This is a genomic window from Micromonospora haikouensis (assembly GCF_900091595.1).
GTDB classification, from domain to species: domain Bacteria; phylum Actinomycetota; class Actinomycetes; order Mycobacteriales; family Micromonosporaceae; genus Micromonospora; species Micromonospora haikouensis.
Map to the genome: position 1 here is coordinate 62,767 of NZ_FMCW01000017.1, position 14,895 is coordinate 77,661.

The window sequence follows — 14,895 nt, forward strand, 5'->3', positions numbered from 1 at the left end:
GATGCCCGACCTGCACATCTCGACCGACCCGGAATGGCAGTGGGTCTACGACGCCATCCTCTACGGCGTCGGCGAGGAGTACCCGGAGGCCGACCCGACCGCCCTGCGCCAGATGGGTGACGAGCTGCTCGCCTTCACCAACACCCTCAACGAGGAGGTGGCCGGGACCGCCGGCCTCGCGGGCAACATGCCCGCGCTCCTGAGCGGCGACGCGGCGCAGGCGTTCGAGCACTTCGCGCAGAGCCTCACCACGAACGTGCCGGTCGCCGGCGACATCTCCACCGCCCTCGGGCAGAGCGCCTACGACTTCGCCCTCGACGCGGAGCAGACGCAGTACAACATCGCCATCGCGATGTTCACCACGCTGTGGGACGTCTTCCTGGCCCTGTCCGGCGGAGCGAGCGCCTTCATGGTGCCGGCCCTGATCCGGACCGGCAGCGAGATCGTCAGCACCCTGATCGCGCAGTTGCGCAGCCGCATCCTGCAACGCATCGCCAACCTGACGTTCGACGCCATCGGCGAGGGTTTCGAGGAGCTGTGGCAGGGCCTGGCCGCCCAGGGCCTGCAGATGGCCGAGGGCAACCGGGACAAGATCGACGGCAACGACGTGCTGCTGGACTTCCTCGCCGGCATGCTGATCGGGGCGACGGCGAGCGGCGTGATGCAGGCCGGCGCGAAGTGGTTCCCCAAGGTCGGCACCCACCGGTACGGCCAGGAGATCTTCGCCGCAGCCGGCGAACTCCTCGGCGAGACCTTCCTCTGGGGGATCCTCGGCGGCGACTTCAACCCGGGTGCCACAGTGACCTCGTCCGTCATCACCGGCTTCACCCAGCAGTGGGCCGAGGACGTCGGCCAGCACGTCCGACCCGGGCCGCAGTCCGGGCCCGGCGGCCACGGCCAGGGCGGAGACGGCATCGGGGACCCGGCCGGCCTGGATGGCCCGAAGACCGACCGGTCCGGCCCCGGGCAGGACCCGTACGACTCCCCGGCAGAGAAGTCCGGTGCCGACGGGCCGGGCGGCGACCCGCCCCCGTACGAGCAGCCGCCCTCGCACGACGACGTGACCGGGGGCCCGTTGCCGGTGACGGACGGTGGGGTGCCCGGCGGGCCGGAGCGCGAGCCCGGCGCGCAGCGCTCCGGCCCGCCGACGAACGTCGACGACGAGCCGGAGCCGCGCTCGACCACGGGCGGCTCGACGGACCCCACCGACCGCCGCGAACCCCCGCCCGTGACCCGGGACCCCGTCGCCGAGGCCGGGCCCCGCACCCGCGACGAGACGCCGCCGACCCGCGACGGCGCGCCAGGCGGCCCCGCGCCCCTGGACCCCGCGCCTGTCACCGGCCCGCCCGCCACCCACGAGTCCGTCACCCGCCCGCCCACCGGCCCGGGTGACCTGCCCGCCGGCAGGGACGCGCCGCCCCTGGACCCGCCCACCGGCGGGGACACGCCGCCCGTCGACCCGCCCACCGACGGGGAGACGCCGCCCCTCGACCGGGACGGCCCCTCCCGCAGTCCCGAGCACGCGCCGCAGCGGCCCGGTGAGCAGCCGTCCACCCTCGACCCCGGGCGCGCCGACCCTGGCGAGACGCCGTCCCCGGTGGGCGACACACCCGGTCCGGCCGACCCGGAACACCGTGTCGGCGCCCCGGAACACCGACCTGCCGGCCCCGAGAACCGTCTCGACGGCCCGGAGCACCGCTCCCCGGGCCCGGAGAGCCACTTCGGCGACCCGGAGAGCCGACCCGGCGGCCCGGCGACCCGGCCCGGCGACCCGGAGGCGCGCCCGCACGGCCCCGGCGGCCACCTGCCCCCGCCCGTGGACACCGGCCTGCGGGGCGGCCCGCTCCCCCAGGACGCCGAGGGCGTCACCGCCGGGCCCACCGGCACCCCGCGCGGTCTCGACGGCCCGGCTCTCCTCGGCGGCCCGCCCGTGCCGACGGGCCCGGCCGACGAACGGCCCGACGGCACCGGCCTGCCCGGCGTGGTGACCCAGTTGACGCCCACCGGCCCGACCCCGCCGGGCGGCCCGGCGGCCGTGCCGGAGGCCGCCGCCACCGCCACCGCGCCGGCCACGACCGCCCCGGCCACCGGCACCACCGCCCCGGCCACTGGCACCATCCGCCCGGCCACCGGCACCATCCGCCCGGCCACCGGCGCCGAGGGCCCGACCACCGCGCCGACCGGCCCGGCCCGCGACGGCACCACCGCACCCCCGCGCGGAGCCACGACCAGTCCGCCCCGGCGGCGCGGACACCCCCCTCGCGACGCCGGCCCGCGCACCGCCACCGGCTCCGCCGCCGGCCCGCCACCGCAGGTCGCCGACAGCGTCGTCCGGCCGGTCGAGCCGCCGGTCGGGACCGCCCCGCCCGGGCCGGTCGCCCCTCCGGCCGAGGCGACCCGGTTGACCAAGCCGGCCCAGTCGACCGAGGAGCCCCAGTCGAGTGAGACGGCCCGGTCCAGTGAGGCGACCCGGTCGAATGAGACGGCCCGGTCCAGTGAGGTGGCCCGGTCGGATCAGACGGCCCGGTCGACCGAGCCGGTGCGGGCCACCGCCGAGCCGCCCCCGCCGACCAGGCCTGCGGGCGGCGAGGTCAGGCCGGCCCCGACCGACGGGTCACCACAGGCCCCGACCGACGGGCCACAGCCGGTCCCGGCCGGGTGGGCGCTCGTCGACCCGTACGACACGACCCACGCCGAGGCCGCCCGCTCGTTCCCCGCCCGCGACGGCGAGCTCGTCGTCTTCGCCCACGGCACCCCCGACCACCTGGTGCTCGGCGACCGGCGGGTCACGCCCGAGCAGCTCGCCGAGCTGCTCCAGGCGGACCGTCCGCAGCGGATCGTCCTGATCTCGTGCGACACGGGTGCGGACGCCGACGGCTTCGCGGCCAAGCTGTCGCGGCTGCTGCCGGGCACGTCGGTCACCGCCCCCACCGGCACGGTCTGGACGACCCCCGGCGGGCACGCGTTCGTCGCGGGCACCGCCTACGGCCCCGACGGACGCCCCCGCCCGGCCGAGCCGGACGCCGGCCACGGGTGGCGCACGTTCACCAGCGACGCCCCCGGCGACACCCACGTGCAGGAGGCCGGCGCCGACCTGCCGGGAACCCCGCCCCGCCCGGTCGCGGACGCGGCCGGGGACGCGGTCGCGTGGAAGGGCAACGGTCGGCCGTACGCCAACCGGCCGGTCCTGGAGACCACCGAGCACCTGATCTTCGCGACCCACCTGGAGGAGCAACTCGGGGCGTACCTGTACCAGCTACCCCGGGTGCGGCGGGCGGCGCAGGCCACCGTCGCGCGGCTCCGGGAGGTGCTGGACACCTTCGACGGTCGTCCCGGCGGCGTGTGGCGCTCGTTCATCAAGGACGACCCGACCAGCGCCGGGCAGGTGGGTGACCAGCTCAGCGCCGCGCAGGTCGACGAGCTGCTGGACGACGGCAACCTGCGCGAGCTGATGACGGCCTTCTACAACGCCGCCTACTTCCACCACGCCTCGCCCGATCCGACCCTGAAGACCGTCGTCCAGGAGCTGTTCGCCGGCTCGGACTGGGACCGGGCCGCGCAGCTCGGGCTGGACGTGGCGGCCCTGCAACGCCAGCACAAGCAGCTCGACACGCTCTCCGGTGCGCTGATCGGCGAGCTGGCCAAGCTGACCGGCCGGGGGCACACCTTCGGCGAGGGCGACCCGTTCGCCCTCGGCCGGGTGGCCGGGCAGTCGGAGAAACCGCTGACCGACCTGATCGCGCTCGGCGGCAGCCAGGCCAACCGGATCGCCCGCCACGGCGACCAGGCCAACCGTGGCGGGCCCGGCAAGTTCACCCCCACCCACCTGGCTTCGCTCGGCGCGCCGCTGAGCGACCGGGAGAAGAGGTATCTCTCCGGCCGGGGACGTCGGCCCTTCACCGCCGTCGAGACGGACGGCACCGGGACGGTCCACGCCGAGCCCGACACCTCGTGGACCGCCGAGGGTTCGCTGGGCGTCGAGATGCCCCTGCCCTGGATCGGCGGCCGGGCCGGCGTCGTGCTGGACACCGGTTCCCGGCTCGCCTCGGTCTGGTACCGCCGGACCCACCACGAGGCGGGCCTGCCGGTGACGGCCGGCATCTCCGGCACCACGGCCCGGCTCATGATGGCGTTCGAGTGGCTGAACGTGCCGGGGGTCAGCCGCGAGGACTTCCTGCTGGCCGTCATCGCGTGGATGCTCACCTTCCAGGACCACTCGCTGTACGAGATCCTGCGCGGCGCCGAGATCGTGGGCAGCGGCCCCCCGGTGTCCACCATGGCCGCCGACGAGGTGTACGAGGCGCTCGCCGCCCTCGGCGTTCCGGCCCCCGTCCTGCGCCAGGTCGGCGATCCGCAGCACCGGCTGCCGGCGGCCGCGCCCGAGGGGCTGCCTCCGGCGGTCGACCTGGCCGACACGGCGCTCCTGGAGCAGCTGCTGCCGCACGAGGCCGCCTACTTCGCCAAGGCCCGGGCCGCGCACACCGCGCACGGCTATGCCGCGGTGACGTCCGACGAGTTGGACGGGTCCCTGGAGGTGGCCGACGAGTTGGCCAACGCCGCCTACGACGTGGCGACGGCCAAGCAGCTCACCCAGGAGTGGCTCACCTTCAACTCCGTGGACCCGAAGGCCCTGGCCAACCGGCTCACCCGGGCCCACCTGCTCGCCCTGCAGGTGTGGACCGGCTCCAACCACAGCCTGCTCAACGCGGTCGCCCCCGCCGGCCCGTTCACCGACCTCGCCGCCGAGCTGCTGCTGGAGCACAAGATCCGGGAGGCCGTCGACCTGCTCATCGACCTCGTCCCGGCCGAGATCCCGACCATCCTCGCCAACGACCCGGTCCTGCGTGGCCTGCACGACGACATGGCCACCGACCCCGACCGGACGCCGGAGCGGATCGCCGCCGCGCGGGAGCAGGCGCAGGACCGGGGCCGGGAGATCCGGGACGCCGTCGAGGCCGAGCTACGGGCGCACTTCGACATGGTCGTCGACGCGCTGCGGCAGCTCCCCCCGGCCGACAAGGGCGTCGTGTGGCGCGCGGACTGGGCGGCCGGCGGCCTGACCAACCCGCTGGGGAAGATGTTCTCGGCCTACGGCGGGGACGACCTCACCCTCTCCGGCCTGAACAGCGCCAGCCGGGACGAGCGCGTCGCCCGGGGGATCCTGGCCAGGTACACCAACAGCGCCACCAGCCACCGGGTGCTGATCGGGATCGAGCTGGCCGGTCACGCCGGCCGGGACATCACCCCCTTCTCGGCGAAACCCACCGAGCAGGAGGTGCTCTTCCTTCCGGGCGCCCGCTTCGTCGTCACGTCCCGCGAGATCGACGAGACCGCCGGCATCGAAAAGATCATGGTGAAGGAGGTGGAGCCCGAGGGGGTCGCCCGGGAGACGCTCGTCGCCGAGGCCAAGCGGTCCGTCGCGGAGGTGTCGGGGCTCGGCGTCGCCGTCCGGAATCTCGCCGAGACCGTTCCCGCCCTGGCTGAGCAGGTGCGGGCGCTGAAGCCGGGGTTGACCACGGCCATCGCGAGGTTCCGTGACCTGCTCGACAGATCCACGGCCCCGTCCGCCGCCGACGGGTCGGTGCGGAAGCGGCGGAGCAGGGTGCTGGCGGCGCAGCGGACGACCGCCGACTACCAGCACACGATCGCGAGGGCCTGGGCCGCCGTGCGGGACCTGGAGGACCGGGCGCAGGACCCGGGCAACGCCCGGGCGATCGTGACGGAGGCCGAGCGGATCTGGGCCGACCTGTACCAGGCCGGCGAGGACGCCCACGACATCCTCGAGGCCATGGAGCACGAGGCCGTGGCCGCCAACCGGGCCCTCGGCCAGGCGCAGCACGTCCTCTTCACCGACTTCCCCGCCACCGAGTCGGGGCCGCGCACCATCGACGAGGCCGGGCAGGCCGTGGACACCATTGAGGACAGCGTCACGCAGCTCGTCGCGGCCGAGCAGGAGTCCGCGCGGCTCACCCACGGCCTGCCGGCCGACGACGACGGACTGCTGGTCCGGTCGGCGGCGCTGGCCCGCAACCGGGACGCCGCCACCCGGGCGATGCTGGAGGCCGAGGCGGCGCACGACCACCTGCCGACGCAGATCCGTGGCCTGGCCGACGACCTCCGGCGGGTCGAAACGGCGGTCGCCAACGCGGAGTGGGAGATCGGCAGCGCCGACTCGGCCCTCGACGCGGTCCGGTCCCTGGCGGAGCAGATCGACGACCGGTACGGCCGGTCGCAGGAGCTGGCCCGGTTGATCGACGAACTCCTCGACGACCTCGACGTGCTGGTGTTCGACGCCGCCAACACCTTCGGGCCGGCCGCCTCGCCGCTGGAGGGCGAGCTGACCATCGGCTGGGTCACCGACCCGGTCGTCGACGAGCAGGTCCCCGCCGGACGGGTCCTGGTCACCGCAGCCGACGGGGCAAACCTGGACGCCGCGCGGGCCTTCCCGGCCGACCCCGACCGGTACGTGATCTTCGCGCACGGCACGCCGCACGAGCTCGACCTCGGCGGGGGGCGGGGCCGCAGCCCGGCGGACGTGGCCCGGCTGATCAGGGACGACCCCGGGTGGCAGGGCCGGCCGATCCTGCTGATGTCGTGTCGCACCGCCGCCGACGCCGACACCGGCTTCGCCGCCGCGCTGGCCCGCCTGCTCGACGTGCCGGTGACCGCCCCGACCGGCACCGCCTGGAGCACCCCGGACGGTTCGGCGCTCGTCGCCGGCACCGTCCTCGACGCCGAGGGGCGGCCCCGGCCGGCGCAGCCGGGCCCCGACGACGGGTGGCGCACCTTCACCCCCACGGCCGACGACCTCCTCGCCGTCGACGACCTGGGACCCCGCCTCGCCGGGTCGGCTCCGCCCCACACCACCACCTCCGCGCCGCCGCCGCACCCGGTCGCCTGGAGTCCCGACAGCCGCCCCTACGGCGCCCGGCCCATCCTCGACACCGCCGAGTACCGGGAACACGCCACCCGGTTCGAACGCGACCTCGGCGCCCACCTCTACCAGCTCCCCCACGTCCAGCACGCCGCGAAGGCCACCGTCGAACGGCTGCGTGAGGTCCTGGAGGCGTACGCGAACGACGGGCGTCCCGACGGCGTGCGCCGCTCGTTCGTCAAGGACGACCCGACCAGCGCCGGCCAGGTGGGCGACCACCTCACCGACGCGGAGGTCCGTGCGCTGCTGCGCGACGGCAACCTGCGTGAACTCATGACCGCCTTCTACAACGCGGCCTACTACAACGACGCCGGCCCCGAGGCCACCCTCAAGAAGGTCGTCCAGAGCATCGTCGCGGACCAGGACTGGACCCGGGCCGACGCGTTGGGCCTCGACAGCGCCGCGCTGCGCAAGCTGCGCCGGCAGCTGACCGGCTGGAACCGCACCGTCATGCAGGGCATCGCCGGCATCGTCGGCAAGGGCTACAACTACGCCTTCGACCCCTTCGCCCTCGGGAACATCACCGCCCTGTCGAAGAAGCCGGCCGCCGACACCACCGCCATCACCGCCAGCCAGGCGGGCCGCTCCAACCGGCTCGGCACGGCCGACTTCGCCAAGAACCTCGGCGTGCCCGGCAAGCTCACCCCACGACAGCTCGCCGCCCTCGGCGCCGCGCTCAGCGACCGGGAACGCCGCTACCTCACCGGCCCCGGGCGCAGGGCCTTCACCGTCACCACCGCCGACGGCACCGAGCAGCGCCATGCCCAGCCGGAGAGCAGCTGGACGGACGAGGGCGCCCTCGGGGTCGAGCTGCCCCTGCCCTGGGTCGGCGGACGCGCCTGGTTCGACAACGACACCACCTCGCTGTGGTACCGCCACACCCACACCAAGACCGGCCTGCCGGTCGTCGCCGGCATCTCCGGCACCACCGCCCGGCTGCTCGCCGCCTTCGGCTGGCTCAAGGTCCCGGGCGTCGCGCCGGAGCACTTCCTGCTGGCCGTCGCCGCCTGGATGCTCACCTCCGAGGACCACTCGCTGTACGAGATCCTCCGCGGCGCCGAGATCGTCGACGTCGGGCCCGTCGTGTCGGAGGCGACGAGCGCCGAGGACGTCTACCACGCGCTCGCCACGCTCGGCCTGCCGGTCACGACCCTGCGTGGCCTCGCCGACACCGGCATGCTCCCGCACGAGGCCGCCTACCAGGCCAAGGCGGAGGCACACGGCTTCAAGAGCATCACACCGGGCGACCTGGCGCGCGCCGGCAGGAGGCGGTACGAGCTGTGGCAGGCGGTGGGCCAGCCGCACCTGGCGTCGCCGGCCATGCTCGACTGGATCGCCACCAACGGGATGGACACCCGGGCGCTGACCCGGCAACTCACCCCGGCGCACTTCACCGCGCTCCAGGCGTACACGGGCAGCAACCACAGCCTGCTCAACGCCGTCGCGCCCGCCCCCGTCGTGGGCACCGTCGCGTCGGGCCTGCTCCTCGAACGTGCGGTGCGAAGGAGCGTCGACCGCCTCGTCGAGATGGTCCTCGGCGCTACGCCCCAGGAGATCCCCTCGGCGGTCAGCACGGACCCGGCGGTCGTCGAGCTGCTCGGGCAACTCCAGGCCGACCCCGAGAAGCACGACAAGGCCGACTCCTACCGGCAGAAGCTGCGCGACCGGGCGAGCGCCCTGGCGGCCGAGCTCGAGGCGGAGATGCGGGCGCATTTCGACATGGCCATCGAGGCCATCCAGCTGCTCCCGCCCGCGACGGGCATGACGGTCTGGCGCAGTGACTGGGCCGCCGGGAAGCTGGGCGACCCGGTGTCGGGGAAACTCGGCCAGTACGGCGGCACCCAGATCACCTTCGGCACGCTCAGCAGCGCGAGCCGGCGGAGCAGGGTCGCGGAGGAGTTCCTGGCGGGCTACACCGCCGACGGCACCACCCATCCGGTGCTGCTGGAGCTGCGGCTGGACGGCCATTCGGGACGGGACATCACACCGCTGTCGGCCAAGCCCGGTGAACAGGAGGTGCTCTTCCTGCCCGGCGCCCGCTTCGAGGTGGTCAGCCGCACGACCAACGACCGCTACGAACACATCGTCGTCGAGGAGGTCACGCCGGCCGCCATCGCCCTGCACACCTTCGACACCACCGCCGAACACGCACTGTTCGAGCTGACGGGCATCGGCCGCAGCATCGAACGGACCGTCGACGCGGTCACCGACCTGACCGACGCGGCGACCCGGACGGCAGCCCAGGTCGACCAGGCCGCCGCCGACGTCGGCCCGCCGCACCGGCGGGTGGCCGACCTCGCCCGGCAGGCCCTGACCACCCTCGGCGAGGCGAAGGCACTCGACGAGCAGGCCGGACGGGACCGCCAGGCCGCGCTGACCGTTGGCGAGCGGGCCCTCGCGGAGATCGCGCCCCTGGTCACCGACCGGCCGACGCCGGCGGCGCAGCGGGCCAGGCAACGGCGGGACGCGTTGACCCAGGCGCTGCGGGGCGCGATCGCCGCCCGGTCCGCCGCCCAGCAGGCCCTGCAAGGCGCCCTGCACGCCACCCAGCAGCTCGACCTGCTCGACCGGGCGACCCGCCACGCGGCCGACGTCGCGTCGCGGGCCGCCGCCTACACCGACGGCGTCGCCCGGCACGCCCGGCAGGCGGAGGCCACGGCACAGGCCAGCGCCACCACGATCGCCACCGCCATCGCCGCCGCCTCCGTCCTGGCCAAGCAGGCCGCCGACGGGACGGCAGCCGACCCGAGGACCACCGCGCTGCTGCTGGCCCGGCACCGGGACTCGGCCGGCAACGCGGCGGCGGACGCCGAGTCGGCCCGGTCCACCACGGAGGCCGGGATGGCCGACGCCCCCCGCGCCCTCGCCGACGCCACCCGGGCCCTCGCCGAGGCGACGTCCCACGCCGGCACGGCCGAGCAGTACCGCGGTCGGCTCGACGCCGAACGTCGACACGTCGAGCACCACGCGAGCGAGGTCGCGCGCCTGAACGCACTCGTCGTGCAGGCCGCGGCGGACGCGGTCGACGCGGCCGAGATCGCCGGCATCGAGGACATGGCCGCCCTCGACGTCGCCCTCACCGACCTGGACGCCGAGGTCACGGCCGCGTCGGCCGAGGCGGGCCGGCTCACCGGGGAGTCGCGGTCGCACCGCCGCACGGCGGATCTCGACCGGGCGGCGACGGCCGGGATCGCCGCCGCCGAGGCCGCCGACGGGCAGGCGCGCACGGCGTGCGACGACGCCCGCGCGGCCGTCGAGCTGGCGGCAGCGAAGGTCACCGAACTCGCCGCCAAGGTGCCCGCCGCCAGGCTCCAGCCGGCGCGGGACGCCCAGTCGGCCGCGCAGGACGCCCTCAGCCGGGCCGAGGAGGCGCTGGCCACCGCCGCCGGGTCGCTCGACGGGGCCCGGGAGACGGCCGAGCGCCTGCACGCGTACGCCGCGTCGGTCCACCCGGCCGTCGCGCAGCTCGACCGGGCCGCGAAGGACGTCAGCGAGGCGACCGCCGAGGTCGCCAGGGCGCAGGCCGCGGCCCGGGACGGCGCGGCCCGGATCGCCGCCGCCGAACCCCACTCGGCCGCCGCCCGCCTGGCCGCCCGCGAGGCCTGGGCGGCGTACGCCGCGGCGAAGTCGGCCCACGGCCGGGCCCGGGCCGCGCTCACCGCTGCCGCCGACGGCCTCGCGCGGGCGGACGCGGTGGCGGGCAGCCCCGAGCAGTGGTCGGCCGCCCTCGACACGGCCCTGCCTGAGGTCACCCGGCAGCAGCGCAGCGCGACCCTGCTCGCCGGGGAGACGACCGAATTGGCGACCAAGGTGACCACGGCCGCGCAGCAGGCGGCCCGGGAGCCCGTGCCGTGGGCGCGGGGGGACGCGCCCGGCGACGTGGTCGACCTGTCCGTGCCCGCCGGACGGGTGCTGGTGCCGGGGTCGGACCAGGCCAACCTCGACGCCGCCCGCGCCTTCGCGCCCGACCCCGACCGGTACGTCGTCTTCGCCCACGGCACGCCCGAGCACCTCGTCGTCGGCGACCGCCGGATCACGCCCGCGCAGCTCGCGCGGATGATCCAGGACGACCCCGCCTGGGGCGGCCGCCCGGTCGTCCTGATGGCGTGCGACACGGCCGCGTCGCCGGCCGGGGCGGCGGTGCCGTCGGCGAGCTTCGCCGAGACGCTGGCGGGCCTGCTGCCGGGGACGCCCGTCACCGCGCCGAACGGCACGGCGTGGCTGGCCGGGGACGGTCAGGCGTTCGTGGCGGGCACCGACTACGACGCCGACGGACGTCCCCGGCCGGCCCCCAGCACGGAGGCCGACCAGTGGCGGACGGTGACCGTGGATCCGGACACCGGTCAGGTCGACTCCCGTCCCGACGGGGCGCGCCTGGGCGGGGCGGCGCACCCGGCGGTGGCCGGGCCGGTCAGCTGGGCGCCGTCACCGCCGCCGCCGCCGCCGTCCTGGGAGCAGCAGGCGTGGCAGGCCTTCCAGGACCTGCAGGAGGCCCGGGGCTCGGAGCGGCAGGCGGAGCGGGAGCAGCAGCTCCAGGCCCTCGCCGGCACCCCGGAGCAGCAGCAGAAGCTGCTGCTCATGGTGAGCGACCACGTGATCGAGACGACGAAGCGGCACCTCTACCGCGGCTCGGCGAACCAGGTCGACCACGTGGCCCGCACCGGCGGGCTGACCCACGAGTATCTCGGCAAGGTCCGCAGCGGCGACTACTTCACCCCGGACCAGGATCCGGCCGTGCGCCTGGCCCAGCAGGGCGTGGTCGCCACGCACCTGCACACCGGCAACTGCGGCGAGAACGCCGCGCTGGCGTTCTCGCTGCTCTGGCAGCTGCTGCCCGGGGTCCGGCTGACCCAGATCAACCACAGCCTCGACCACGCGTTCGTGGTCATCGGCGACCCCGACAGCGCCGACGCGGTGATCTGCGATCCCTGGCCGGTCCAGGCCACCGCGACGACCCGCCGCGACTACTTCATGTCCGACTACGACGGTCAGGACAACTTCACGGCGGTCTCCGACGGCACGGACCTGCTGGCCCGCGCCGCGTCCACCGTCGACCTGGAGGCCCTGGGCGCGGTCATGGACATGGAACGGCCCAGCGTCGGACTCGACGAACTCACCAGCCAGTTCGGCGACACCCTTCCGCGGGGCCTGTACCGGCACCTGCACACCACCGCCAACCCGCCTCCGCCCGTGGCGGCGGCCACCGGGCGCGGCGACGGCGACACCGGGGGCGGCGGCCGGGCCGATGCGGAGCCGGAGTCCGACGGCGGGGCCGACGCCATGGACACCGAAGACCTCGACGACGCCGCCTCGGACGACGACGCGACAACCGACGATGCCATGGACGACGCGATGGACGAGGCCCCGGACCCGGCCGACTCGGACGACGACGAGGGGGCCGACGCCGGCGACGACATGGAGCTGGACGACGCCGAGGGCGACGGCGACGGGATGGACGTGGACGCGCCCGCCGCCGTCCGGTTCGCCCAGCCGCCGACCGCCGCCGGTCCGGGCCCGATCGTGTCCACACCCGTGCCCGCCGGGTTCGTCTGGCTGCCGGCCGCCGACACCGCCAACCTGGACCTCGCCGCCAGCCACCCGCACACCTCGGGCCGGTACCTCGTCTTCGCCCACGGCACCCCCACCCACCTCGCCGCCGCCGACGTCACGCTGACCGCCGCCGAGCTCGCCGCCCTCGTCCGCGCCGACCCGGCCTGGCGTCCCGGGCAGGCCGTCACCCTCGTCAGCTGCGACACCGCCGCCCGACCCGACGGGTTCGCCACCCAGCTCGCCCACCACCTCGGCGTGCCCGTCACCGCGCCCACCCACGCCGCCTGGACCACGCCCGACCACCACACCTTCACGGCACCCACCGTCTACACCGCGGACGGCCGCCCCCGACCCGGTGCCGCCGGCACCGCCGTCTGGCACCACATCACCCCCGGCCTCGGGGCCACCACCAGCGTCGGGCCCCACCTCGACCAGCCGGCGACGGCGCCCGGCCCGGTGGCGGTGCCGTGGGGCCCGGCCACGGCACCGGTGGCCCCGCGACCGGTGCCGGCCGGGCTGCTGCTCGCCGACCCGGACGACACCGCCGCCCTCGACGCCGCGCGACGCTTCCCCGCCCGCGACGGCACGTTCGTCGTCTTCGCCGACGGCGACTCCGGCGGGATCGTCGTCGGCGACACGCCGCTGTCACCCACGCAGCTCGCGGACGCGATCCGCGCGGACCCACGCTGGACGGGGCGGCCGGTGCTGCTCGTCGCCGGGCGCACGGCGGCCGGGTCGGGCTTCGCCGAGCAGCTCGCCCGGCTGCTGCCCGGCACACCCGTCACCGCCCCGGAGGGTACGGCGTGGACCACGTCGGAGGGCCGGGCGTTCGTCGCGCCCACCCGGCTCGACGGCGGCCGGGGCCGACCTGCGGAGCCCACCACCGCCGACCGGTGGAGGACGTTCACCGTGGACCCGGCGACGGGCCTGACGAGTGAGGAGTTCCTCGCCGCCGCGCTGCTCCCGGCGCGCCCCGACGCAGTGCCGGCGGGCGGGGAGGACCCGGTCTCCTGGGACGTGTCGGCGGCCGGACCGGGCGCGCCGGACCCCACCGGCGACACCGACCTGGGCATCGGCGACACCGAGAACATCGTGCTCGCGGACAGCTCGGGGAAGGTGGTCGCCGTCGTCTTCCCCGTTCAGCCCCGCGACCGCGAGCACATGCCCGAGAGCGTGCTGGGGATCGATCAGGACGGCGATCTGGGGTCCTACACGCAGACCACCAGCCTCCAACCGGACAGCGAGGAGCAGGAGCTGCCGATGCCCTTCGGCGGCCGTCGGGCGTTCGACGGACGGGAACCGGTGTACGTCTACACCCAGGGAAACCCGACGAGGTTCGCGGTGGCGTTGCGCGGCGGCGGCACCAGACTCCTCACGGGCGGGGACTTCGCCGCCCTCGTCCGGCAGACCGGCGCGTTGCGGCGGGCGCGTTCCGGGGCGCTGGCGCCGATCCTGTTCCTGACGCCCTCCAGCGCCCGCTACCCGGGCCCGGGCGGTGCCGCGCACGACTTCTTCCGGCAGGTGCAGGAGTGGGGACATCTCGGCGAGGCGTACGGGCCGACCCAGCGGCTGGTGCCGTCCATCTTCGAGAAGAACAAGATCACTGTCTCCGACATGGGGATGTTCGTGCAGATCCCCCAGTCGCCGGGCGACCTCACCCCGGCGCCGCCGACGGCACCGGCCGTGCCCCTGGCCGTCACCGCGCCGACCGCCGCGGACCAGCCGACCAGGCGGGGACAGCCCCTGACCATCGACGACGTCGAAGACGTCGTCGTGCGCAAGGCGGACCGGGTCGTCGGCATCGTCTTCCCGATCAAGGGCAGCACCAGGATCTGGTACGAGTTCCAGGATGTCGCCGAGGACGACCCGCTGGACCACTACGCCCAGACCAGTGACGGCGACCCCGACAGTTTCCAGCAGGAGCTGCCGACCCCGTTCGGCGGTCGCGCGGGGCTCGGCCAGCGGCAACTGTTCTACATCAGCGCCCACGCCGAACCGGCGAGCTTCCTCGTCCGGCTGGCGGCCAGCGGCGCGCACCGCAAGCTCAGGGGCAACGAGCTGGCGTTCCTGGTGTGGCAGTCCGGCGCCCTTCTCCAGGCGCCCTCCGGCAAGCAGGCGCCGCTGCTGTTCGTGTCGTGCAGCGGCGCCCGCTATCCCGGGCCGGGTGGCGCGGTGTACGAGTTCGTGCGCAGCGTCCAGGCGTGGGGACACGACGGCGAGGCGTACGGCGGCACGCAGACCACGTGGGTGTCGCTCACCGACAAGCACAAGATCACCGTGTCCGACATGGGGACGCTCGTGGCGTTCCCCGGCTCCGGCCGGCCAGCCGGTGGGCCGCCGCCCTGACCCGGCCCGGCCGGCCGAGGCGGCCCGGCCGGTCGGGGCGCGGTGCGGTCGGGCAGTCCACCGCG

At 75.6% G+C, this 14,895-nt stretch carries 1 protein-coding gene; it reads left to right on the plus strand.

Annotation, left to right across the window (positions count from 1 at the left end; translation table 11 throughout):
* The first annotated feature begins 1 nt into the window (after window position 1).
* Window positions 2-14,830 (plus strand): DUF8616 domain-containing protein, encoded by a 14,829-nt coding sequence (locus GA0070558_RS18440; RefSeq protein ID WP_091281722.1) that lies wholly within the window; start codon window positions 2-4, stop codon window positions 14,828-14,830.
* The last annotated feature ends 65 nt before the right edge of the window (window positions 14,831-14,895 follow it).

Bases quoted from the DNA above. Each gene is read 5' to 3' on its own strand.
- GA0070558_RS18440 (WP_091281722.1), top strand. From the start codon at position 2: ATGCCCGACCTGCACATCTCGACCGACCCGGAATGGCAGTGGGTCTAC.